This is a genomic window from Hymenobacter translucens, assembly GCF_020685205.1.
GTDB lineage: Bacteria > Bacteroidota > Bacteroidia > Cytophagales > Hymenobacteraceae > Hymenobacter > Hymenobacter translucens.
In genome coordinates, this window is sequence record NZ_JAJERB010000005.1 from 249437 (window position 1) to 272652 (window position 23216).

The following is a 23216-nucleotide window of genomic DNA, read 5'->3' on the forward strand; positions in this document are numbered from 1 at the left end:
CACTACTTCTTCTGACCCTTCTTTTTCCTCCCCAGACTCCCACCACACGGTTACCGGCCCTCTCATTTACGGAGCTCGTACCCCGGGCGGTAACCGTGGTGCCACCTGCTCCGGTCGTCGCCCAGCTACCCAAGAAGCTGCCCGGCTACACAGTTACCGCTACCGTCTACAGTGCCGATGAGCGGCAGACCGACGCTGAGCCCCTCATCACCGCCGACAACTCGCGGATTTCCCGTCACCACAGCAGCAAGCACCGCTGGATGGCCCTCTCGCGCGACATGCTGAAGCGCTGGGGTGGCAAGTTCGAGTACGGCGACTCCGTCATGGTCACCGGCATCTCCCCCACCCTCGATGGCACCTACGTCATCCACGATACCATGAACCGCCGCATGCACCGCACCATCGACCTGCTGGTGGGCCGGCACGAGGACATCTATGGCAAATGGGACAAGGTGCGCATCAGCAAGCTGCCGCCCGTGTGGCGTGCCAGCTAGCGCATCTCATCAACTCCCTATAATACCGTCAGCACCTGCGGCTGGCCGGCTTCATCGTACAGATAGCTCATCGGCTGCTGCGGGTCGCGCATGATATCCGCGTAGGGAATCTCCCAGCGCTTCCACATTTCCTGCAGCGACTGTCCATAGGCTCCATTTTCCCACGGGTTGAAGATAGCACTGGTGATATCGTCAATCAATGTGTCGTAGACCAGCTCCGTATCCCCGGGCTTCACGGGTCGGGGGAAATAGTCGGGTACTACGTTGAATAAGTAGGCCGCGTAGTACACCCGGGCCTTGAACTCGGCAATCTGAATCGGGTGCAGGGGCCGCCGGGCATCCTGGTACACCTTGCTCATGGCCTGCCCGATAATACCGTTGTCGGCGAGGCAGCCCAGCAGCACGATTCCGTCCAGCTTGATGCTGAACGCCATGGTGGTCAGGTCATCGTCGTACTCAAAGGGCACCGTGTCCTGGCTGGGGTCAGCCTCCAGCACGAAAATGGAAGCCGGGCTGAAGTCCTCAAATACGATGGGCACCCGCAGCGCCTGAAACGTCTGGAAAAACGCCTGAAAACGCCGCAGCATCTGGGCATTTTCGGCCAACGGGTAAAGCGGCTTTGCCAGCGGATCGAGTTCGGTGAGCAGCTCGGTGACCAGAATGCCGTAGAACATCTTACCCAGCCACAGGAAAACCGTTTTCTCGTCCAGAGCTTTCAGGGCCGCCGGGCCGGCTTCCGTGGCAGCTTCTACCCGGGCCTCGAGGGGCTCGACGTGGCGGGTCCGGCACTGGGTACAGCAGGAAATCCGTAGCTCCGAAAACGTGCGCACGCTCTGGTCGAGCAGCTTGATTTGCCGGTCGTGGAGCTGGTAGCGGCTCATCAGCCAGTCGGCAAAGACGGGCACCGTATCCGCAGGCGGCGTTGTGGCCGTGCCGCACAGAAAGCAGCGGGTAAAGCCAAACTGCATTCCCTCGAAGGGGTAATACGGAGTCAGATCAGGAAGCAAAGCAGGCATAGTGACGGGCAACTCAGGTGCGAAAGGCCGCAAAAGTACGGCTCCTGCCCCGGTTGTTCAGCCCAAAGCCGACCTTAAGCAACGGAGTCCACAAAAAAGCCCCCGCTGCCAAACAGTGGGGGCTTTCCTATAAGAGCAGCGTACCGGCTACCGGGACAGCGAGGATCCTAGTTTGATAAGCAGCTTGCCCAGCTGAGTAAGGGCCGGCGTGTAGGCATTGCTGGCTTCGTCGGCCACCTTCACCGTTTCGGCACCGAGCGTAGCCAGGGTTTCGGCAATGGCATGACCTTCCGGCTTCTCTTCCGCCAGCTGCTCGCGCAGCGTCACCAGCTCCTGGATAATCTTGGCCAGCCCGGGCCGCTCACTGGCCCGCAGCACTTCTTCCCAGCGGGTTATCTCGGTTAGTCCGTGCTTGCTTTCCTTGGCCTTGGTAGGCACGCCGTTCTTGAGCAGCTCCTGCGTGTCAGCTATAAGGGCATTGTTCTGCTCCTCAGTTACATCAAGGGGAATGGTGGGAACGACGGGCGTGTGGGGAGTGGGCGTGGTAGAGTCCATGAGAGTAAAGCAAAAACGGTAGCAACTGCTTCGTATACTCCCTACTCATTTGAAAAGTTGAGCGAACCACCTGAACCTGCCCACCGAAGGCTGACGGCTCATGCCACTTCGTAAAAGCAGTCCGGACTGTCGGCAGGAGGCTATCTACCCGGGCACACCGACAAAATTTTCAAAAGAAATGGCATAACCACACTTCGTTGCGTATAAGGCTCTGCAACAAATCCTGGCAGCGAGATTTAACCCCGCTGCCTGAACAACCTTCCGGGTTACCTTTAGCCTTCAAGCGTATAAAGCCCGGAACCAACCAAAACAAAACCCCTTTTCGCTATGAAAACTTCCTTCAAATCCCTGCTCGTTCTCGCCGCTTTCGGCGCTTTCGCCACCACCTCCTGCGGTGATGCCAACAACTCCGCCGAGAATGCGGCTGACAATGCCGGCACCTCGATGGAAAACACGGCTGACAACGCCGGTGCTGCCGCCAGCAACGCTGCCGACAACGTAGAGGCCGACATGGCCCGCGAACCCGGTGACACGGCCGTAGTGGTAAACAAAGAATCCGACAAGCTGGTGGAAGAAGTTCCTGCCAAGCAGGAGTAGTCTGCCAAGCAATAAAAAAAGGCCGGCCCCGAACAGGGCCGGCCTTTTTTATGCCCGGTTTTCAAGTACCGCCACCTCCCCGGCAACTTCCAGCAGCACGTCGTAGTAGGGCCGCTTCAGCATGCGGGCCCGCAGCCAGGCGTAGAAGCTCAGCGCCTGCAGGTCTTCGCGCTCCAGGGGCAGAAAATGCGGCATCTGGCTCACGAAATTCACAAAGGCGGGCTTGAACACCACGTCGGGGTCGTCGATTACCTGTCGGACCAGCTGCAGGTAGCTGAGTACGTAGCGGTAAGGTCCGCCATCGCCAAACCGCTCACGAAAGCTTCGCTCAATAGCCCGCAGGCGGTTCAGCGCCAGATCCGGGTTGCCCATCTCCAGCTGCACGAGCATCTCGCCCATATTCTTGTTGAGCACCCACTCCACGCCCATCTTCTGCTCGCACCAGTGGTCGGAGCGGCCGATGCCGATCAGTACCTGGTTGGTCTTGCTGAACTTGCCTTCGGTGAAGTAGTGAAAGCCCAGGCCCAGGCGGGCCGTCAGCTCGTCGCGGGGGCTCAGCGTTACTTCCTTGCCCTGCAACAGCTCTTCCAGCAGCTGAATGCTTTCGGAGTTGCGCCGCATAAAGGCCTTGTTGGCGGCTAGCAGGAAGATGTACTTGGGGTAGAAGTCGGCGTAGTGAGTGCGGGAGCCGCTGAGCAGCGTCAGCCGCAGCTGCTCAAGGTAGCGCGACGACTCTACGAACTTGCGGTTGCGGTACAGCACGTGCGCAATCATGTAGAGCAGCCCGAGCTGGTAGTAGCGGTGCGCCGCCGTAAAGCCGTGCCGCGTCTCCATCAGGTGGTAGCGCCGCAGAATAAACGGCTCGAACGACACGAAGTCGCGGCGGGCCAGCACAGCGCTGCGGGCAATGGCCATGAGGCGGTACAGCAACGACGGGCGGCGGGCAAAGGCTTCCTGCAGGTCATACTCGCGCAGCACGTCCTGCATGATGGTGTCAAAAGCCGCGTCGCGGCCCTGGGTGCGCGCCGCCTGCAGGCGCTGCTGAATCAGGCTGTTGGCAATGGTAGCCCGCTCTTCCTCGTCGGCGGCTTTCTTGTTAAGGTTGCGGCGCTTGATGATGTCGAGCAGGTCGTCGGCGTACTCGTTATTGGCGTGCTCGATCTGCAGGTTATACACCGTGTTCAGCAGCTCGTACTGCTCGTTGGTGCGGGCCAGCTTCTCGGCTTTGCGCAGCGTTACCCACGCCAGGCGGGGCACGCCCGCATCGAACAGGTACTGGGCCAGTGACAATTGCCCACGCACCGCCGCCGCCGCCGTGTCGTCTTCCTGCAGCTGTTTCTGCAGCAGGAAATCGGTAAGGTGGCGCATCAGCCGCTTGCGCAGGGCATAGTAGGCTACCGCATTGGGCTCCTCGGGGTAAAGCTGGTCCAGCAGCTCAGCCGTTGTGTATTCCTTTTTGTGCAGCAGCAGCTCGCAAAGGCGGCTGTCCATGCGGCCTTTGGGCTTTTTGCGCTGCCGCTGCAGAAAACGGCCAAACTCCTTACGGTCATCCGGGGTGAAGGTGGCTAGCGTGGTGCGCAGATCATCCATAAAGCAAACAAGGCGGTAAAAGCCGCTAATACCGAAACTTTGAAAGTCTAATTAATGCAAGTATAATCAATTGCTTATCAATAGAGTATGCTGCGTTTTTAAAATGATATAAAGTCAGAAAAATCAAACAGTTCGTAACCGGTTCGGCGGGGGGGGCCTTCATCTTTCGGCAGGTATTCACCTTAACCCTCCGCACCATGACCCGACTGCTACTCACCCTGTTAACCGTTGTGCTGCTTGCTGCCACCGCCCAGGCCCAGGACCTGCTCACCAAGCAAAACGGCGAGGAAGTCCAGGTCAAAGTCCTCGAAATCACGCCGACGGAAATCAAGTACAAGCGCACCGACAATCCCGACGGGCCGCTTATCATCGTGCGTCGGTCGGAGGTGTTTATGATTCGATACGCCAACGGGGCCAAGGACCTGTTCAACGGCGCGCCCAGCCTGCCCGCTACTGCCCCGACCACAACCCCAGCGGCTCCGGCCCCAACCACTTCGGCCGTCGTGGCTCCTACTTACCCAGGTACCCCGGCAGCCACCGCCGTGCTCCCAGCGCCCCCTACCGGCCCGCTGGTGCCCGGCGACGAAGTCCGCACGTTTGAGGACATTCATCTGAGCGGCCCCCGTCTGGGGTTTACTGTGCTGTCGGGCGGAGCCGCCGACAAAGCCAAGGAGTCGCTCAACGTGAACCCCTTCCTGACGCAGTTCGGCTGGCAGTTTGAAACGCGCATCTTCCGGCTTCCCAATGGCACGTCGGGCCTGTTCGAAGTGATTCCGCTCATTGGCGGGCTGGAGCAAGGCAAGTTTCTGCCCAGCGTAAGCGGGCTGATCGGAATCCGGGCCGCCAAGGGCCTGGAGCTGGGCGTGGGTCCGAACCTGTCGCTGGCCGGCACCAGCATTGCGTTTGCGCTGGGCACTTCCTTCCAGTATGCCGGCGTCAACTTCCCGGTCAACCTGGCCTTCGTGCCCGGTAACGGCGGGGCACGGGTCAGCATGGTATTCGGGTTCAACTCCCGGCATTAGTCAGCAGTCTGTTCAACTTTTCTGCTGCTGTATGCCTACGCGCTCCTTCTACCTGCTGCTCCTTCTGGTATGGCCTGTTCTCTCTCAAGCTCAGGACGTGATTCTTTGTACCAATGGCAATGAGATAAAAGCCAAAGTGCTGGTCATTACGCCCGACCGGGTTGCCTACCTCAGCCGGGAGCCCGCCGCCACGCCCGACACTCTGAGCCTGGCCGCCGCGGACGTTTTTCTGATCCGCTATGCCAATGGGACCCGGGAAGTGCTGCGCAACCCGGCCTTGCCGGAACCCACTGCCGACCCGGCCCTGGACTCGCAGATCATGTATAAGCGCGGGGAGGCGGATGCACAGCTTCTGTTCAGGCCCAAGGGGGCGTTTCTGGGCACCTGCGCCGCCACGGTGGTGGGGCCCATGGTGGGGCTGGGCGTAGGCGCAGCCATCGTGCTCACCAAGCCCCAGCCGGACAACATCCTGGTCCCGGACCGGACCCTGCTGGTAAACCCGAATTACATGGCTGGCTATGCCCACCAAGCCCAAAAGAAAAAGCTGGCGAAAGCGAAGGCCGGGTTTGGAGTGGGCATCGGAGCTACGACGTTGCTTTTACTTGCTCTGGTTGCCAACGGGGTAGTTACGATTGGGCCCTAGCCCGACAGCCTCACATCCTCCGAAGTTCAGCCGTGAAAGCGGGCTCCTTTTAAACCAAATTATTGATACGCAGAGCACTGGAAATTAAAAGATTTGGCTACCACCAGGCAAGCGCTGAACAGGTCAGGAGCGGCATGACAACCTGCGTTGACCGCACCTTCTAGCTTTTATCAGCTACGACTACCGGGACCTTTCCATTCAGGGGAAGGCCCTTGGTGCTGCCAGCGGGCTCAACCATTGCGCCGCGTTTCTGCGTAGGGAAGGGAACGTTCCTTTTCTTTTCCTATGACCACGACCGACACTCTGCTCTCTGCCGTTCCCACATCCCCATCGAGTGGCATCAAAACAATGGCCCGCCTGGGCTTTGCTGCCATCGGCATCGTGTATCTGCTGATGGGCGTATTGGCGCTGCTGGCCGCCGCGGGCCAGAGCGAGGGCGCCCGCACCGATAAGGAAGAGGCCGTGCATCACCTGCAGGACCTGCCCGGTGGCAGCATCCTGCTTGGGCTCATTGCCTTTGGCCTGCTGGGCTACATCATCTGGCGCTTCACTCAGGCCATCCGCGACACGGAAGGCAAGGGCTCCGGCGCCAAAGGCGTGGGCCTGCGGCTCTGGTACATCGGCAGTGGCCTGTTCTACAGCGGCCTGGCTTTGTACGCTGCCCGCCTAGCCCTGAACGGGCAGGCCAGCCAGGGTGGCAACACGTCCCAGAGCCTGACCGCCAAAGTCCTGGGCTGGCCGAATGGCGACTGGCTGATTATTCTGTTGGGGCTTATTATTATCGGCAGCGGGCTGTACCAGATCTACCGGGCCTACGCCGGCAAGTTCCAGAAGGACGTCAACGCAACCAGCCTTTCCCCGGGGCAGCAGCGGCTGGTGTACCGGGCCGGGCAGGTCGGCTTTACCGCCCGGGGCATTGTGCTCGGTATTATCGGCTACTTCTTCGTGCAGGCCGGCCAACAGTCCCGCGCCGGCGCCGTGGGCAGCACGCACGAGGCCTTTGACCTGCTTGCCTCGATGGGGTCCTTCGTGCTGGGCATCGTAGCGGCCGGCCTTATTGCCTACGGCTTGTTTATGCTGGTGCAGGCCCGTTACCCCGTACTGCGTGGTATCTGATTAAGCCGATACTGCCTCAGCCACGTAGTCAGCCAGGTACTCATAGCGGGGCATCAGCTGCCCGCTGCGGGCAATGGTAGCCCGCTCAATCACCGCGTCGTCATCGCCGCTGAGCAGGTGCGGAAACACGTTGTCGAGCAGCTGGCGGCCGAAGTCCCGGGAGGCGTTGCGGGGCAGTTCGCAGGGCAGGTTATCCACTGCCATGATGGTGATGTTGTTGGTCCGTGAATACGGCGCTTCCAGCTCCCCGGTCTGCGGGTTATAGTCGAATACCGGGTCCGAGATGCTGCTGCTGCGCTTGGTGCAGGGAATAGAGCCGTCTACATCGCATGTGACGTCGGCAATGGTGTCGATGCGGAAGTCAGGACGGCGGGTATCGGCTTCGGAGAACAGCTGCGGGGCGCTGGGGTGCCAGTAGGCGCAGGCAATGAGCAGGTCGGTAACGGGCAGAAACTTTCCGAAAGTGGACTGATAAAGGTGGGGGTTGCGGTGAAAATCAGGCGTATCCCAGACGCGGCCGTCGCGGCGGGCGTTGTAGTCGGAGGAGCCGAGCTGGGCATAAACCGGTTCGGTAAAGGTAAGGTAGAGGTAGTCGTAGACGCTCACCTTGCGGATGCCCATGCGGTTAAGCACTTCCAGCGCCCCCTGGGCCACGCGCCCCGAGCCCGTCACGGCAATCTTGATGGGCGGCAGGGCCCGCACCTTAAAGTACTCCTCCTGCATGTCGTCCATGTCGACGCACTGCCAGGCGGGCTTCAGCTCGTAGAGGCCATGCTTGCGCCCGTAGGTGAGTAGCCCGTTGTAGGCCCCCACGATGCCGGCATAGCGCCCGAAGGCGACGATCCGCTCGCCCTGCTCGTTGGTGAGCAGCTCATAGTCGACCAGGGTAATATTCTTGGCCAGCACCTGCCGGAGCAGCTCCCGGTTGGCGGGCTGCTTTTTCACGGTATGGGAGAAGAACAGGTAAGTCTTGTTCGGAATCAGCTGGTTGACCGGCACCTCCTTCACGCCCATCAGAATGTCGCAGTCCGACAGATCGGGACGCACGTCGATGCCCAGGTCGCGGTATTCCTGGTCGGCGTAGCTGCGAATCTCACTGCTTTGCACCACCACTTCCAGTCCGTCGAAGGTTGCCTGCGCTTCCACGCACTTTTTGGGCGTCAGGGGCACGCGCCGGTCGGGAGGAGTTTTTCCTTCGCGGATGATGCCAATTTTAACTTTTTTCATCGGAGTGGGGTTTGGGGTAGGCGGGCCGAAGTAAGACAAAACTACGGCTTCTGCGGCCAATGCCGCATCGGCTTTTCACCTTACCTTTGCTCTACGCGCACAGCGCGTTAAGTCCATTTTTCCGGGATTCATCCCATTCTGGTGCCCTGGCAGCCGGCCCTGGCCTTTTCATTACCCTGCACTTTCTCATTCTCACCCTTCTTCTATGCTTTTGAAAACCAAGCCAGCCGATGTTTTCGTGGACCGTCACAACGGCCCTGATGCCCAAGCCGTAGCCGAGATGCTGCGCGTAGTTGGCGTCGATTCCATCGAGCAGCTGATTGACGAAACCGTGCCGGCGGCCATCCGCCTCAAGCGGGAGCTGAACCTGCCGGCGGCCCTCACCGAGCGGGCCTTCCTGGCCAAGTTCAAGCAGATTGCCGGTCAGAACAAGATCTTTAAAAACTACATCGGCCTGGGCTACCACGACACGTCCCTGCCGGCCGTGATTCAGCGCAACATCCTGGAAAACCCGGGGTGGTACACCGCCTACACGCCCTATCAGGCCGAAATTGCCCAGGGCCGCCTCGAAGCCCTGATCAACTACCAGACCATGGTCATTGACCTGACGGGCCTGGAAATTGCCAATGCCTCCCTGCTCGACGAAGGAACGGCCGCCGCCGAGGTGCTGAACATGTTCCACTCCCAGAGCAAGAAGAAGAACGCTACCCGGTTCTTCGTTTCGGAGCAGGTGCTTCCCCAGACCATCGACGTGCTCCGCACCCGGGCTACCCCGCTGGGCATTGAGCTGGTCGTGGGTGACCACCGCCAGGCCGACCTCACCGACGAGGCCCTGTTCGGTGCCATGCTGCAGTACCCCGCCGCCGACGGCGCCGTGTACGACTACACCGACTTCATCAGCAAGGCCCACGACAACGGCCTGTTCGTCAGCGTGGCCGCCGACCTGATGGCCCTGACTTTGCTCACTCCTCCCGGTGAGATGGGTGCCGACGCCTGCGTGGGCAACTCTCAGCGCTTTGGCGTACCGATGGGCTACGGCGGCCCCCACGCCGGCTTCCTGGCTACCAAGGATGCCTTTAAGCGCGTCATCCCCGGCCGCATCATCGGGCAGAGCATCGACGCAACCGGCAATAAGGCCTACCGCATGGCTTTGCAGACCCGGGAGCAGCACATCCGCCGTGAAAAAGCTACCTCCAATATCTGCACCGCCCAGGTACTGCTGAGCGTGCTGGCCGGCATGTTTGCCGTCTACCACGGTCCGGAGCGCCTGCGTCAGTTTGCCGCCAACATCCATGCCCATGCCCAGCTGCTGGAAGCCGAGCTGAACGCTTTGGGCCTCGACCAGCGTAACGAGTTCTACTTCGACACGCTGGACATCAAGCTGGAAAGCCCCGAGCTGCAGGCTGCCATTAAACAGGAAGCCGAAGCCGCCGGCATCAACTTCCGGTACTTCGAGGAGCACGGTTCGGCCCGCGTAGGCATCTCCCTGCACCAGAACACCGACGTTGAGGACGTGGCCGACATCGTGGCCGTGTTTGCCAAGGTGCTGGGTAAGAATGCTAAAGCGGAGCTGACGCTGCCTGGGGAAGTAACGGTAAACTGGGCCGAGAGCCTGATTCGCCAGAGTGAGTACCTCACCCACCCGATCTTCAACAGCCACCATGCTGAGCACGAGATTCTGCGCTACATGAAGCACCTTGAGAACAAGGACGTGTCGCTGGCGCACTCCATGATTCCGCTGGGCTCGTGCACAATGAAGCTCAACGCCACCGCCGAGATGATTCCGGTGACCTGGCCGGAAATCGGCTCCCTCCACCCCTTCGCCCCGCGTGAGCAGGCCAAGGGCTACACCCAGATCTTCAACGACCTGGAAAGCTGGCTGTGCGAGGTGACCGGCTTCGCGGCCGTGAGCCTGCAGCCCAACTCGGGCGCCCAGGGCGAATACGCCGGTCTGCTGGTTATCCGCGCCTACCACGAAGGCCGGGGCCACGGCCACCGCAACATTGCCCTGATTCCGGCTTCGGCCCACGGCACTAATCCCGCCTCGGCCGTTATGGCCGGCATGCAGGTGGTAGTCGTGAAAAGCACTGAGGATGGCAACATCGATGTAGCCGACCTGAAAGCCAAAGCCGAGCAGCACGCCGATAACCTCTCGTGCCTGATGGTGACGTACCCGAGCACGCACGGCGTGTACGAGGAAACCATCATCGATATCTGCAACACCATCCACCAGCACGGTGGCCGGGTGTACATGGATGGCGCCAACATGAACGCCCAGGTGGGCCTGACCTCGCCGGCTACCATCGGGGCCGACGTGTGCCACCTGAACCTGCACAAAACTTTCTGCATCCCCCACGGCGGCGGTGGCCCCGGCGTTGGTCCCATCGGCGTGGTTGCCGATCTGGCTCCTTACCTGCCCGGCCATGCGGTGGTGGAAGTAGGCCACGAGAAAGCCATTGGTGCCGTTTCGGCGGCTCCCTGGGGCTCGGCCAGCATTCTGCCTATCTCTTACGCCTACATCTCGATGATGGGCGGTGAGGGGCTGAAGCGCGCCACGCAGATTGCCATTCTGAACGCCAACTACATCAAGGCCCGCCTCGAGGAGCACTACCCCGTGCTGTACTCGGGCAAGAACGGCCGCTGCGCCCACGAGATGATCCTGGATTGCCGGCAGTTCAAGAAGGCCGGTATCGAGGTGGAGGACTTGGCCAAGCGCCTGATGGACTATGGCTACCATGCACCCACCGTGTCGTTCCCGGTAGCGGGTACGCTGATGGTGGAGCCGACCGAATCGGAAAGCAAAGAGGAGCTGGACCGCTTCTGCGAGGCTATGATTTCGATTCGGGAGGAAGTGCGGGCCGTGGAAGAAGGCCGCGCCGACGCCAAGAACAACGTGCTCAAGCATGCGCCCCACACGGCAGCCGTGGTGATGAGCGAAACCTGGGACCGGCCCTACACCCGGGAGCAGGCTGTTTATCCGAGTGCGTTTGCCCGCGCCGCCAAGTTCTGGCCCTCGGTATCGCGCATCGACTCGGCCTTTGGTGATCGGAACCTGATCTGCGCCTGCACCCCGATTGAGGCTTACGCCGATGAGCCGGAGCACGAGGTAAAAGTAGACGCTGCGCCCTCGCACTAACCTGCGCGGAATGCCGCAACAAAAAAGCCCGGAACCTACGGTTCCGGGCTTTTTTATGGGGTTACTGCACTAGCAGCGCAACCCCTCAGGGCATCAGATCAACGGTCCGGAAAGCAGGTCCGGTACATGTACCCATTCATCACCTTTCCATCCCTGGTTACCCGGGCCTTCACGAAGTAGGCATCTACGGTGTCCATGACCTGGACTTCGCTGCCGGCGGCAACGGTGGTCAGCTGCGGCGAGGTTTTCGTCATTCCGTCGTAGAGAATGCACTCCACAATGGCATTGTGGGCCACGGGGCCACGGTCAGCTTTGGAGGTACGGCCTTCATTGGCGGCGCTGCAGGAAGCAAGAAGGGTCAAGCTGCAGAGAGAGAGGAAAAGTCGGTTCATAGCACGGGTTTAGGCTCCTGAAGATAGCGGAGTTTTCAGGTGAAAATGAATAGATCATAAAAAATCCTGCCTGACCGGCGCTGAAGCTATTCGCCGGGAACGTTGCCGGAGCCTGCTCTGTTTACTAAACAGAGCTAAAAAAGGGGGTCTCAGCCTTCCCAGGCAAATTTACCGACCCCTCAGGCTCCTCACTAACCTATCGAATAATCGCCATGAACGTAATCACCCGCTTTCTTGCCCGACCGGTTGCTATGGCAGCCGTTGGTCTTTCCCTGTTGCTGGGCGTTACCAGTTGCGCTTCTTCCGCCCGGGTGGGCGTAACCTCGGATTTCGACCATTCCGTCAACTTCCGCAACTACAAAACCTGGGCCTGGTACCCGCAGCAGCCCACCGATACGGAAGGTGGTCCGGCCAAAGGCTACGACTCCTTTCTCGACAAGCGCCTGCGCACGGCAGTAGAGTCGGAGATGGTGAAGAAAGGCCTGACCCGCGTGGAGAAAAACCCGGATGTGTATGTTGCCTACAACGCCAAAGTTGAAGACAAACAGCGCATCGACCCGTACTACAACTCGCCCTTCGCTTACCGCTACGCCTACTATGGGATGGGCCGCACAATGTCGCCCGTTACCGACTACAAAGCCGGCTCGGTTATCATCGACATCATTGATGCCAAGCGCAAAGAACTCGCCTGGCGCGGCTACGGACAGGCCCAGGTAGACCAGCAGACTATTTCCGAGCCGGAAGTCTTCCACATTGTGGGCGGCATTCTGAGCACCTATCCTCCGCAGGATAACACCGCTGACCGCCGCTAAACTGCCGTCAGCTCTCAATCGACAAAAAGCCTCTCCCAGCCAGGAGGGGCTTTTTTCATGCCCCGGGTAACGCAGAACCGCCCCGCGGCTCGGAAGCCACGGGGCGGTTCTTTTGGCGTTTTTGGCGGCAACCTAGATGGGCACGTTCACGTGCCGCTCGGCGTGGTAGGAGCTGCGTACCAGCGGGCCGCTTTCCACGTACTTCAGGCCGCGGGCCAGGCCCTCTTCCCGGTAGTGGGCAAACAGGTCGGGGTGAATAAACTCGGCTACTTCGAGGTGGCGCTTGGTAGGCTGCAGGTACTGGCCCAGGGTCAGGATGTCGAGCCCGTTTACGACGAGGTCGTCCATGGCCTTATACACTTCCTCCGGCTTTTCGCCCAGCCCCAGCATAATGCCCGATTTGGTGCGCTTGCCGGCATCCTTGGTGCGACGGATCTGCTCCAGGCTACGGTCGTACTTGGCCTGGGGACGAACCAGGCGGTACAGGCTGCCCACGGTTTCCACATTGTGCGACACCACTTCCTGCCCGCCGGCAATCATGGTATCCAACGCAGCCCAGTTCGCCTTCACGTCCGGAATCAGGGTCTCAATGGTAGTAGCGGGGGAAAGCTGCTTGATGCGCACCACCGTTTCGTGCCAGATGCTGGCGCCCCGGTCTTTGAGTTCGTCGCGGTTTACGGAGGTAATGACGGCGTGCTTGACGCCCATCAGCTGAATGGCTTCGGCCACCCGGCGGGGCTCATCGGTATCGTATTCGGTGGGGCGGCCGGTGGCCACGGCGCAGAACGAGCAGGAGCGCGTGCACACGTTGCCCAGAATCATAAAGGTAGCCGTACCGGCTCCCCAGCACTCGCCCATGTTCGGACAGTTGCCGCTCTCGCAGATTGTGTGGAGCTTATGCTCATCCACCAGGCGGCGTACGCTGGCGTACTCCGGGCCCACCGGGAGCTTTACCCGCAGCCAGTCGGGCTTGCGGGGACGCGCCGGAGCCGCAGCTTCGGGCTGAATTACAGGCAACATCAGCAGATCATCCATGCTGCAAAAATAGTCGTTAGTTGTCAGTTGGCAGTTGTTCGTTGGTGCTTAAACCGCTTCGGCGAACAAATGCTTTCCGCTTTCAACCACGCTGTGCCTGTCTGTACTAGTTCCGGTGCCCCAGGTAGATGGTGAGGTAAACCGAAGGAAAGAAATTCGTGCTCAGGCGGGAGTCGGGCTCCAGCCGGTCGCGCAGAATGGTGAGGCGCTTGGTATAGGCCTCGAACAGAAAACCGGTTTCGACCCCGGCCACGGCCTCGCGGTAACGTCCGTACTCAAAGCTCAGCGCCCCGCGCAGGTGGGCACCGATGTTGGGCTTGGTTTCGGAGATACCCGAAAACACCGGCGAGCGGTCAAGTACCTTTTCAAGCTTGGTGTGCGTGTCCGGGTTGTACTGCTCGGAGCGGATATCCTCCGGCGACAACGCATGGCCTCCGCTGTCGCGCAGGGTATAATCGTAGGTGATATAGTAAGGCATGAGCAGCCCGATGGAAGGGCCGGCGCCAACGAGGCCGTTCACCTGTACTCCGGAGTCGGGGGCTTTTCGGAAGATGACGCGCTGCAGGCCCACCGACGGGCGAAGCACGAACAGGTAGTTGGTCTTTCCCATTACAACCGAGCCTCCGCTGTTGGTTACGAAGTGCTGCTCCTTGGGGTGCTTTACTTCCACGCCTTCCACGCCCCAGAAGCGGGACCACTGCTCATTGAGTACGCGGGTTGAGCGCACGGAAACGCCACCGATCAGGCCACCCTGGGTGTTGAAGTTAACCCCGTAAGTAAACTCCTTGCCAAACGTAGGCGAGTCGCTGCCGCTGGCCGACTGTGCCTGCGCAGACGGGGCTGCGGCTAAGCCACTTACCAAAAAAAGGCCGAATATGGATAATTTGCGCACAGCCTGCGAAAAAGCTAAAGTAGAGAAAGAAACCAGGGTTGGTGCGGGCTGAAAGACCGCCCAGCCTAAAGTACGTAAATTTACCACCATTGTCTTGCCATCCTTCTGATTATGACCACTGCTACCGCCCGTTACAACGGCCAACTCCGCACCGAAGCCACGCACACAGCCTCTGGTGCCCAGATACTCTCCGACGCCCCCGTCGATAACCACGGCCGGGGCGAGGCCTTCTCCCCCACCGACCTGGTCAGCACTGCCCTGGGCACCTGTATGATGACCATTATGGGCATTGCCGCCGCCCGGCTGGGGCTGGAGTTGACCGGCACTACGTTCGACGTAACCAAGCACATGGCGGCCGAGCCCCGGCGCATCGCCCAGATTGACCTGCAGTTCCGACTGCCGGCCACCCTCAGCGCCAAAGAGCGCACGATCCTGGAAAATGCTGCCCGCACCTGTCCGGTAGCCTTAAGCCTGAACCCCGAAATCCGGCAGGAGGTTCAGTTCCGGTACGAGTAGCAGGAAGGGAAAATGAGGCGCAGTTAGTCGGGATGTGCCGATAGGGGCATCCCGACTAACTGCGCCTCATTTACTATTTTACCAGTCCTTTCACCTCGCTTAGGCGGATGCCCATGTGGGAGGCATCGTAGCGGCACTCTCCGTCCTGGATCAGCAGCAGCTGGGGCGACTCGTGCCGGACCCCGAACCGCTCGGCAATTTCGCCGGAGATGGGACGGTAGCGGAGCAGGTCGAGGTAATATAGCTTGGCTTCGGCAGGCAAATCAGCCTCCGGCCATTGCCGCTCCAGCTTGCTCTTGGCCGCCGCGCTGATCGAGCAGGACGTGCTGTGCTTGAAAATCAACACCGGATGCTCGTGCGATTCCTGCACAAGGGCATCCAACTGTTCTACTTGGGTAAGAGGCTGCCAGGGGGTGGACATAGACTGAGATTATTCCTTAGGGACTTTGGTTTCCTTTTTCTTGGTCCGGACGCGGGCGGCCCCATAGGTCGGGTCGCTTACCCGCGGGGTGCCGGTATTGTCAAACTGGTAGGTTTCGCGGCCGTCTTCCACGTGGGCCTCCTGCCCGCCGTCGCCCCGCTTGAGGTCGATCCGGCTGACGTCGAGGTGGGACTCTTTGTAATCGGCTTTGTGCTTGGCATCGTACTCCCTGGCGTCGCGCAGGGCTTTGCGGGTTTCCGCCCGTATCTGGGCAGGACTCAGGTGCTGGATCTGGGCCATGGAGGCCGTGGCAATCAACAGCAGGAGAAGGGTAGTAAGTACTTGGCGCATAGGCAGACAGTTAAACAGCTTGTATGGACAGGGTACGTACGCGCCGAAAGGTGCCCGGCGCCGGCTTCAATTAACCTTGTACGTAAAACTCCGATTCGGGGCCGGAGTTTAAGCCCGCATTGTCAGAGGCCGCCGGAAACGCCCCCTAAACCGGTGAAATAAGCTTGACAGAATCAAAAGGGCAGCGGAATTCCGAGAAACGAGCGGTATCCCACCTTTTTTTTCAGTCGTCGCCGCTCGTACTTTTCTTTTTTAAGCAGGCCGTTCTTGTCGTAGCTGTTGCGCTGCACCTTCAACTCGGTTTTCTCGTTGCTCGTCACCGTGCCGTCAGCGTTTTCGTCGCCTTTGGGTTTGAGCACACCGCGCTTCACCTTGGGCTGAGACGGCCCCTGAGGCGTAGGCAGCCGGTACGGGTGGCAGGATACGGACAGCAGCAGCCCACTCAGCAGCAGCAACCCAACCGAGCGCACCACCCAATGCCAGAAAGATGAGTTCATAAAAAACGGGATAAGCCCAAAGCAGGTCCGGGAAGATACGAAGGCCCAGCTACGGAATAAGAAATCAGCCCCCTAAGCCGCTTCGCCGCTCCTGAACCGACTAGTAGGTCGCTAGCAGCAGTCAGCTCTTAGTACGCCAGCATCTTCTCAACCTGCTGCCGCAGACGCTGCTGGGGCAGGAAGGCTTTTTCAAGCGGGGGCGCAAACGGAATGGCCGTGTCAAGCGAGGCCACACGCTGCACCGGACCGTCGAGGTACTCGAAACAGTGCTCGGCAATCCAGGCCGCAATTTCGCCCCCAATGCCGCCCGTAAGCGTGTCCTCGTGGAGCAGAATCACGCGGCCGGTTTTCTGCACGGTATCCCGCACCGCCTCCTGGTCCCAGGGCAACAGGGTGCGCAGATCCAGAATGTCGGCATTCAGGTCCAGCTCCCGGGCCAGGTCCTGAGCCCAGTGCACACCCATGCCGTAGGTGATGATGCTCAGTTCCTCGCCTTCGCGCACCAGGGCAGCCTTGCCGATGGGCACCGTGTAGTACGCGTCGGGCACCGGGCCGCTGATGGAGCGGTAAAGCATCTTGTGCTCGAAGTAGATAACCGGATTAGGGTCCTCGATGGCCGCGGCGAGCAGGCCCTTGGCATCGTGCGGGTTGCTCGGATACACCACCTTCAGGCCGGGCGTGTGCACAAACCAGGCCTCGTTGCTCTGGGAGTGGAACGGCCCGGCGGCTGACCCGGCGCCGGTAGGCATGCGCACCACCACATCGGCATTCTGGCCCCAGCGGTAGTGGCTTTTTGCCAGGTTGTTGATGATCTGGTTGAAGCCGCAGGTCACAAAATCGGCGAACTGCATTTCCACCATGGCTTTCTTCTGCCGGATGGAAAGGCCCAGCCCGGTGCCCACAATGGCCGACTCGCACAGCGGCGTATTGCGCACCCGGCCCTTGCCGAACTGGGCCACGAAGCCTTCCGTCACCTTAAAGACGCCGCCGTACTCGGCGATGTCCTGGCCCATCAGCACTAGCTCGGGAAAGCGCTCCATACTCTGGCGCAGACCGTCGGAAATGGCGTCGACGTAGCGTTTTTCAGTTGTCGGTTGTTCGTTGTCCGTTGTCAGGTGCAGCGACGCGTCGGGCTGGAAGGGGCGGTACATGTCGGCAATTTCCTCTTCCACGTTGGCAGTGGGCATCGGCGTTTCGTCGGCAATGCGCAGGCCTTCCTCAATTTCGCGCTTGATGGTTTCGCGGAACCGGCTGCGGCCCTCCTCGTCAAGGATGCCTTCGGCCATCAGCCACTTCTCGTAGTTTTCGACCGGATCCTTCTGGGCCCATTCCTCAAACAGCTCCTGGGGCACGTACTTGGTACCGGAGGCTTCCTCGTGGCCCCGCATCCGGAACGTGAGGGCCTCGATGAGCACCGGGCGGGGGTTCTGGCGCATATCCTCGGCCAGGCGACGCACCGTGTCGTACACTTCCAGCACGTTGTTGCCGTCCACCTGCGCGGTTTCCATGCCGTAGGCCGGGCCCTTGTCGATAAAGAAGCGGTGGCGGAACTGCTCGTTGCTGGGCGTGGAAAGGCCGTAGCCATTGTTTTCGATCATGAAGATGACCGGCAGCTGCCACACGGCGGCCACGTTCAGGGCCTCGTGGAAGTCGCCCTCCGAGGCGCCGCCATCCCCACTGTAGGTTAGCGTGACGCGGGGTGCCTGGTCCAGCAGGTCGGCCAGGGCAATGCCGTCGGCTACGGCCAGCTGGGGACCCAGGTGACTGATCATGCCCACGATGTGGTGCTCGTTGGTGCCGAAGTGGAAGCTCCGGTCCCGGCCCTTGGTAAAGCCGGTGGTCTTGCCCTGCCACTGCGTGAAGAGGCGGTCGAGCGGAATATTGCGGCCGGTAAACACGCCCAGGTTGCGGTGCAGCGGCAGAATGTACTCGTCGGAGTTGAGCGCCAGGGTGCTGCCCACCGAAATGGCTTCCTGCCCGATGCCCGAGAACCACTTGCTGACTTTACCCTGGCGAAGCAGAATCAGCATTTTCTCCTCAATCATGCGGGGCTTCAGCAGCCCCTGGTACAAGTGCAGCAGGACGTCCTGGGAGTAGTCTTTCCGGTCGAAGTTCATAAAGGGAAGCGGGTGGGTAGATGGCAGGGCCAAAAGTACGGGTTTGGGTTGGAAGGAAACGACAGTTAAAGCAAGCAGCCGCCCGCGGCGCGTATAGCGCATGGCAAGGCGCTCTGCCGGCTTGCTTTCCCCGCTGCCCTCCCGAATGCCGGGGCGGTGAAACCTCGGCCCCGTAGCGCCGGTTATACTCTATCTTGGGGCCTCGCCCGGCTTTTCCTGCTACTGTCTTCCCCCTGCATGATTCATTTCGAAGAATTTACTCTCGCCAACGGTCTGCGCTGCATCGTGCACGAAGACCACACCACGCCCATTGCGGTCCTCAACGTGATGTACAACGTGGGCTCCCGCGACGAAGACCCCGGCCACACCGGTTTTGCCCACCTGTTCGAGCACCTGATGTTCTCGGGCTCGGTCAACATTCCGAACTACGACGAGCCCCTGCAGATGGTGGGCGGCGAAAACAATGCCTTTACGTCCGCCGACATCACCAACTATTACCTTACCCTGCCGGCCCCGAACCTGGAAACCGGCTTCTGGCTGGAGTCAGACCGGATGCTGGGCCTGGCTTTTTCGGAAAACGGTCTGGAAGTGCAGCGCAAGGTGGTCGTTGAGGAGTTCAAGCAGAACTACCTCAACCAGCCCTACGGCGACGTCTGGCTGAAGCTGCGCCCCCTGGCCTACCAAGTGCACCCGTACCAGTGGCCCACCATCGGCAAGGAAATCAGTCACATCGAAAATGCCGTCATGGACGATGTGCGGGGCTTTTTCAACAAGCATTACTCCCCTGCCAACGCCATCCTGGTCGTGGCCGGAGCCGTGACGGTAGCCGAAGCGCGGCGCCTGGCCGAGAAGTGGTTTGAGCCGATTCCCGCCGGGGTCCGCTACGAGCGGCGACTGCCGGCTGAGCCCCGGCAAACCGCGCCGCGCAAGCTCGAAGTCACCGCCGATGTGCCGCTCAGTGCCTTCTACCAGGTGTACCACATTCCAAGCCGCGCCGACGAGTCATATTACGCCGTGGACCTGCTGGCTGACATTCTGGGCCGGGGCAAGTCGTCGCGCCTGTACCAGCGCCTAGTCAAGGAGCGGCCCCTCTTCAACTCGGTTTCTGCTTCCTGCACCGGCTCCCTGGAGCCGGGACTGCTGGTGGTCAGCGGAAAGCTTAACGCCGATGTGACGCTGGAGGAAGCCGATGCTGCTGTGGCCGACGTGCTGGCCGAGCTGCGAGAAAGTCTTATTCCCGGGCAGGAGCTGGAAAAAGTAAAAAACCAGGCCGAAGCCGGTATCGTGTTTGGCGAAATCGAGCTGCTAAACCGGGCCATGAACCTAGCCTATAGCAAGCTGATCGGCAACGCCAACCTCGTGAACGAAGAAAGTGCCCGGGTACAGGCCGTTACCCCTGGTGCCGTGCTGGCCGCCGCCCAGGAAGTCCTCCGCCCCGAAAACAGCAGCACGCTTTACTATCGGGCCCTGACGCCGAGCCCCGCTCAGGCCTCGGTGCTGGCGGAAGCAGAAGAATAGATCGGGCTGCACGCAGCCAAGAAAAAGGCCCGCACTGAACAACAGTGCGGGCCTTTTTCTTATTTCCACACCCGGCTGTACCGGGTTGAGCGGAGCATACTTTGCTTACCAGCCGCTGCTGCCGGAATCACCCCAGCCGTTGTTAGCAGCTTTCTTCTTGGCGGGTGCGGCGGCTTTCTTAGGCGCGGCCGGAGCAGTAGTGCCGCTGGCGGCAGCTGCTTTCTTCGTGCCGGTAGCCGTTGCGCCACCGGCGCTTTTGGTTGCCGTAGCATTAAACGAACCAGCGGCGGCCGGAGCTGCTGCGGGCTGCGTTACGGCAGGCTCAGCAACCGGGGGAGCCATCGGAGCGGCGGCAGTGGGCTCGGTGTAGCTAACTACGCGACGTACGTAGGGAGCCTTGGGGCGGCCGCGGTAGTCAGTGGTAGGACGCTTGGTGGGAGCAGCCGAGAAGCCGGGAGCAATGGAGAAGCTCATGGCCTGGGGCGCTTCAGGAGCCGGGCCAGCCGCCATGGGGGCCGGAGCGGGAGACGCCTCAGCCGTTGCGGGCTCAGCTACCGCTTCTTCTACCGCGGGTGCTGCTTCCGCAGCTGGCGTAGAGGTTTTTTTAACCGCGGTCTTCTTAGCCGGGGATTTTTTGGCCGAGGACTTCTGGGCCATCGCAGCCGGGCCAGCCAACAAGGCAGCCAACACCAGGCAGGAGAAAGTGAACCGTTTCATATCAGGAGGCTTAACGTCAGTGGAAAGGCAATATTGCTCCGAGCTTTCATACGTTTTTTCATGCGTGAAAGTGCCTCGCTGCGTGCAAAGTTTATGTAGAACGCTTTGCTAATACCGCTACCGGAGCGCAAGTTAACTATCTGCGGTGGGTTTTCAGCTTTCTCATGCGGACTTTCGTCGGCGCTTTTTTTCGGGGCTTTGCTACTGCCGGGGTGCTGGCGGCCAGGGAAGTGGCACTGCTGGTCCGGGCTGGGGCAGGCTTCTTTTTCAGGGGCCGGCCCATGTAGTCGGTGGTAGGAGGGCTGGGCATGTTGAGGCGCAGCCCCGGGGCGAGCTTCAGGGTTTCCTCATTGCGCCGGCCCGACCGGTCGTAGCGGCTATAGGCCCCGGCCCGGTTGCGGACTTTGCGCTGGGCTTCGGCAGTTGAAATTCCCAGGCAAAGCAGGAACAGAATCAGGTAAAGGTGGCGGGGCTTCAGCATCTGAGGAAAGATTAAGGTGAATGATAACTCTCTTGTACTCAACGCGGCTATACGCAGCAGCGCACCGCGCGGCGCAACCTGGACATAATTCGAAGAGCGGATGCAGCGCCGGGCCTGGTCCGGGCTCATAAACAAAAATCCGGCCGGACCTACGCCCAGCCGGATTTCCGGATCTATTATCAATAAGGATCAGCCGGATCCGGCTGCCTCGCCCCAAAACGGGTGGTTACTCGCTGGCGGTGGCTACCGACGCCACGGGCATCGACTGGTTTACCTGGCTGCCCAGGGTGGACTCCCCTTTGCTTGCCTTGCGGAGCGGACGCCCCTGGTAATCGGTGCTGGCAGCCCGGTAGGGGGCCGTGTTCATGCCGGGAGCAGCCATTACGCCCGAAGAGCGCATCATCGGATCTTCCGCTTCGGGCGTGCTGACCGCAGCAACCGTGGCCGTCGTGTTCTTGGCAGCCTTTTTCTTGAGCGGGCGACCCCACCAGTCGGTGCTGGGCTTATGGTGCACGCTCAGGCTCATGCCGGGCGCGCTCATCCAGCCGGTGTTGTAGCTGGGCTTCTGTTCGGCGGCTACGGCCGTTTCCCAACCCGAGAGCGTAGCAGGAGCGGCCTGCTCAGGCTGAGCCTGGGCAGCGGGTGCTTCGATAGGCCAGCCGTCGGCGTCGCGCAGGACGGGAGCCTTTTTGGATTGGGCCTGGGAGAAAGAAGAGGTCAGCAGAGCAGCGGCCAGGAATGCGGGGAAAAGGAAGCGGTTCATGAGAAAGATTTTTTCAGCGTAGAAGAAAAAGTCGGGGGCCTGACTGGATACAGAAAAGGCGTCCCCTTTCTTCCTAATGGCGCATATTGGGGGTTATTACTACAACCGTACCAAGTTTTTTAAACCCGCTTTCTCCACCTTCCGGCGCGGCTTTATTCCTGATGCCGGGACCCTTACCTTTGCGCCACTATGCACGAGAACATTACGCGGCTGCGGGCCGAGATTGAAGCGTACGATATCAGCACGGCCGAGCAACTCGACCAGTTCCGCCTGGCTTACACCGGCCGCAAGGGGCAGCTGGCCGATTTGTTTGACCAGCTCAAGTCCGTACCCCAGGATGAGCGCCGGGCCGTGGGCCAGGAGCTGAACCAGCTCAAGCAGCTGGCCCTGGCCCGGTTCACCCAGCGCCAGGAAGAGCTGGAATCGGCTGCCAACAACGCCCCCGCCGACCCGTTCTTCGACTACACCCTGCCGACCGTGCCCCAGGCCCTGGGCACCCGGCATCCGCTGTCACTGGTTCGGGAAGAGATGGTGCGCATTTTTGGCCGCATCGGCTTCAACGTGGCGGAGGGTCCGGAAATCGAGGATGACTGGCACAACTTCACCGCCCTCAACTTCCCCGACAACCACCCGGCCCGGGATATGCAGGACACCTTCTTCGTGACCCGCGACCCGGCCAACCCCACCAGCGACTTTCTCTTGCGCACCCACACCAGCACGGTACAGGTGCGGGTGATGGAAAACCAACCCCCGCCCATTCGTAGCATCATGCCCGGGCGGGTGTTCCGCAACGAAGCTATTTCGGCCCGGGCCCACATGATGTTTCACCAGGTGGAAGGCATCTTCATCGACGAGGGCGTAAGCTTTGCCGACCTGAAGCAGACCGTCTATTACTTCGTGCAGGAAATGTTCGGGGCCGACATTCAGATCCGCTTCCGTCCTTCCTTCTTTCCCTTCACCGAGCCCAGCGCCGAAATCGACATCACCTGTCTGATCTGCAAGGGCGCGGGCTGCAACATCTGCAAGCAGTCCGGCTGGGTTGAAATCGGGGGCTGCGGCATGGTGGACCCCAACGTGCTCACGCAATGCGGCATCGATGCCGAGCGTTACACTGGTTACGCCTGGGGTATGGGCATCGAGCGGATTGCCATGCTCAAGTACCAGATCAAGGACCTGCGCCTGTTCACCGAAAACGACCTCCGCTTCCTGCGGCAGTTTGAGGGAGTGGGTTAATGAAGTGCTAATGTGGGTTGAACGTACTGATGCTCTGACGCTAGGCTTTTCTCCACTCTGTATCTGTTTCCACGT

At 60.5% G+C, this 23216-nt stretch carries 24 protein-coding genes; 10 read left to right on the plus strand and 14 right to left on the minus strand.

Going from position 1 to position 23216, the window contains the following annotated elements; genetic code table 11:
• Positions 1 to 95 precede the first annotated feature (95 nt).
• On the plus strand, positions 96 to 494 hold the full coding sequence (locus LJY25_RS13155; RefSeq protein WP_227608810.1) for an RlpA-like double-psi beta-barrel domain-containing protein: 399 nt from the start codon (positions 96 to 98) through the stop codon (positions 492 to 494).
• A 17-nt stretch (positions 495 to 511) separates the two neighbouring features.
• Here LJY25_RS13155 and LJY25_RS13160 read toward each other — a convergent pair whose 3' ends face one another.
• Together LJY25_RS13160 and LJY25_RS13165 are read right to left on the minus strand one after the other, a co-directional pair.
• Positions 512 to 1510 carry a hypothetical protein gene (locus LJY25_RS13160; RefSeq protein ID WP_227608811.1) on the minus strand — a complete coding sequence of 333 codons (999 nt, stop codon included), beginning with the start codon at positions 1508 to 1510 and terminating at the stop codon, positions 512 to 514.
• A gap of 147 nt (positions 1511 to 1657) precedes the next feature.
• Positions 1658 to 2065: a hypothetical protein gene (locus LJY25_RS13165; protein WP_227608812.1), complete on the minus strand. Its 408-nt coding sequence runs from the start codon at positions 2063 to 2065 to the stop codon at positions 1658 to 1660.
• 327 nt (positions 2066 to 2392) lie between these two features.
• On the opposite strand from LJY25_RS13165, the gene LJY25_RS13170 reads away from it, so the two are divergent.
• Positions 2393 to 2662, plus strand: coding sequence for a hypothetical protein (locus LJY25_RS13170; protein ID WP_227608813.1), 270 nt, complete (start codon positions 2393 to 2395; stop codon positions 2660 to 2662).
• A 48-nt stretch (positions 2663 to 2710) separates the two neighbouring features.
• Here the strand turns inward: LJY25_RS13170 and LJY25_RS13175 are convergent, their stop codons facing one another.
• Positions 2711 to 4252, minus strand: coding sequence for a hypothetical protein (locus LJY25_RS13175; RefSeq protein ID WP_227608814.1), 1542 nt, complete (start codon positions 4250 to 4252; stop codon positions 2711 to 2713).
• A 197-nt stretch (positions 4253 to 4449) separates the two neighbouring features.
• Between LJY25_RS13175 and LJY25_RS13180 the strand changes: the two genes are divergently transcribed.
• The 3 genes from LJY25_RS13180 to LJY25_RS13190 all read left to right on the plus strand — a co-directional run bounded on the left by LJY25_RS13180 (position 4450) and on the right by LJY25_RS13190 (position 7033).
• Positions 4450 to 5274, plus strand: a complete 825-nt coding sequence (locus tag LJY25_RS13180) for a hypothetical protein (protein WP_227608815.1) — start codon at positions 4450 to 4452, stop codon at positions 5272 to 5274.
• Between the two features lie 31 nt (positions 5275 to 5305).
• Complete coding sequence (locus LJY25_RS13185; RefSeq protein WP_227608816.1) at positions 5306 to 5917, plus strand: hypothetical protein; 612 nt, start codon at positions 5306 to 5308, stop codon at positions 5915 to 5917.
• 285 nt (positions 5918 to 6202) lie between these two features.
• Positions 6203 to 7033, plus strand: a complete 831-nt coding sequence (locus LJY25_RS13190) for a DUF1206 domain-containing protein (protein ID WP_227608817.1) — start codon at positions 6203 to 6205, stop codon at positions 7031 to 7033.
• Here LJY25_RS13190 and LJY25_RS13195 read toward each other — a convergent pair whose 3' ends face one another.
• Entirely contained in the window at positions 7034 to 8260 is a 1227-nt protein-coding gene (locus LJY25_RS13195; protein ID WP_227608818.1) for an NAD(P)-dependent oxidoreductase, read from the minus strand.
• Positions 8261 to 8465: 205 nt separating this feature from the next.
• Between LJY25_RS13195 and gcvP the strand changes: the two genes are divergently transcribed.
• Positions 8466 to 11396 carry an aminomethyl-transferring glycine dehydrogenase gene (gcvP, locus tag LJY25_RS13200; protein ID WP_227608819.1) on the plus strand — a complete coding sequence of 977 codons (2931 nt, stop codon included), beginning with the start codon at positions 8466 to 8468 and terminating at the stop codon, positions 11394 to 11396.
• Positions 11397 to 11494: 98 nt separating this feature from the next.
• Here gcvP and LJY25_RS13205 read toward each other — a convergent pair whose 3' ends face one another.
• Positions 11495 to 11758, minus strand: a complete 264-nt coding sequence (locus LJY25_RS13205; RefSeq protein ID WP_227608820.1) for a hypothetical protein — start codon at positions 11756 to 11758, stop codon at positions 11495 to 11497.
• A gap of 242 nt (positions 11759 to 12000) precedes the next feature.
• Between LJY25_RS13205 and LJY25_RS13210 the strand changes: the two genes are divergently transcribed.
• Positions 12001 to 12600: a DUF4136 domain-containing protein gene (locus LJY25_RS13210; protein WP_227608821.1), complete on the plus strand. Its 600-nt coding sequence runs from the start codon at positions 12001 to 12003 to the stop codon at positions 12598 to 12600.
• Between the two features lie 132 nt (positions 12601 to 12732).
• On the opposite strand, the gene lipA is transcribed toward LJY25_RS13210, so the two are convergent.
• Together lipA and LJY25_RS13220 are read right to left on the minus strand one after the other, a co-directional pair.
• Positions 12733 to 13626, minus strand: a complete 894-nt coding sequence (gene lipA / locus LJY25_RS13215; protein ID WP_227608902.1) for a lipoyl synthase — start codon at positions 13624 to 13626, stop codon at positions 12733 to 12735.
• A 115-nt stretch (positions 13627 to 13741) separates the two neighbouring features.
• Positions 13742 to 14497 (minus strand): hypothetical protein, encoded by a 756-nt coding sequence (locus LJY25_RS13220; protein WP_227608822.1) that lies wholly within the window; start codon positions 14495 to 14497, stop codon positions 13742 to 13744.
• Positions 14498 to 14638: 141 nt separating this feature from the next.
• Between LJY25_RS13220 and LJY25_RS13225 the strand changes: the two genes are divergently transcribed.
• The gene (locus LJY25_RS13225) at positions 14639 to 15043 is read left to right on the plus strand and encodes an OsmC family protein (protein ID WP_227608823.1); all 405 of its coding nucleotides are present in this window, start codon (positions 14639 to 14641) and stop codon (positions 15041 to 15043) included.
• A gap of 73 nt (positions 15044 to 15116) precedes the next feature.
• Here the strand turns inward: LJY25_RS13225 and ytxJ are convergent, their stop codons facing one another.
• From ytxJ to LJY25_RS13245, 4 genes are all read right to left on the minus strand, one after another.
• Positions 15117 to 15464: a bacillithiol system redox-active protein YtxJ gene (ytxJ, locus tag LJY25_RS13230; RefSeq protein WP_227608824.1), complete on the minus strand. Its 348-nt coding sequence runs from the start codon at positions 15462 to 15464 to the stop codon at positions 15117 to 15119.
• Positions 15465 to 15473: 9 nt separating this feature from the next.
• Positions 15474 to 15815 carry a hypothetical protein gene (locus tag LJY25_RS13235; RefSeq protein ID WP_227608825.1) on the minus strand — a complete coding sequence of 114 codons (342 nt, stop codon included), beginning with the start codon at positions 15813 to 15815 and terminating at the stop codon, positions 15474 to 15476.
• A gap of 173 nt (positions 15816 to 15988) precedes the next feature.
• Positions 15989 to 16312, minus strand: a complete 324-nt coding sequence (locus LJY25_RS13240) for a hypothetical protein (RefSeq protein WP_227608826.1) — start codon at positions 16310 to 16312, stop codon at positions 15989 to 15991.
• Between the two features lie 128 nt (positions 16313 to 16440).
• Positions 16441 to 18429 carry an alpha-ketoacid dehydrogenase subunit alpha/beta gene (locus LJY25_RS13245; RefSeq protein WP_227608903.1) on the minus strand — a complete coding sequence of 663 codons (1989 nt, stop codon included), beginning with the start codon at positions 18427 to 18429 and terminating at the stop codon, positions 16441 to 16443.
• A 237-nt stretch (positions 18430 to 18666) separates the two neighbouring features.
• Between LJY25_RS13245 and LJY25_RS13250 the strand changes: the two genes are divergently transcribed.
• Positions 18667 to 19947 carry a M16 family metallopeptidase gene (locus LJY25_RS13250; protein WP_227608827.1) on the plus strand — a complete coding sequence of 427 codons (1281 nt, stop codon included), beginning with the start codon at positions 18667 to 18669 and terminating at the stop codon, positions 19945 to 19947.
• A gap of 105 nt (positions 19948 to 20052) precedes the next feature.
• On the opposite strand, the gene LJY25_RS13255 is transcribed toward LJY25_RS13250, so the two are convergent.
• The 3 genes from LJY25_RS13255 to LJY25_RS13265 all read right to left on the minus strand — a co-directional run bounded on the left by LJY25_RS13255 (position 20053) and on the right by LJY25_RS13265 (position 21908).
• A complete protein-coding gene (locus tag LJY25_RS13255; protein ID WP_227608828.1) occupies positions 20053 to 20664 on the minus strand; it encodes a hypothetical protein in 612 nt (203 codons plus the stop codon).
• Between the two features lie 136 nt (positions 20665 to 20800).
• Entirely contained in the window at positions 20801 to 21145 is a 345-nt protein-coding gene (locus LJY25_RS13260; protein WP_227608829.1) for a hypothetical protein, read from the minus strand.
• A 226-nt stretch (positions 21146 to 21371) separates the two neighbouring features.
• Positions 21372 to 21908, minus strand: coding sequence for a hypothetical protein (locus LJY25_RS13265; protein WP_227608830.1), 537 nt, complete (start codon positions 21906 to 21908; stop codon positions 21372 to 21374).
• A 189-nt stretch (positions 21909 to 22097) separates the two neighbouring features.
• Here LJY25_RS13265 and pheS point away from each other — a divergent pair, with 189 nt between their 5' ends.
• Positions 22098 to 23141: a phenylalanine--tRNA ligase subunit alpha gene (pheS, locus tag LJY25_RS13270; protein ID WP_227608831.1), complete on the plus strand. Its 1044-nt coding sequence runs from the start codon at positions 22098 to 22100 to the stop codon at positions 23139 to 23141.
• Positions 23142 to 23216 lie beyond the last annotated feature (75 nt).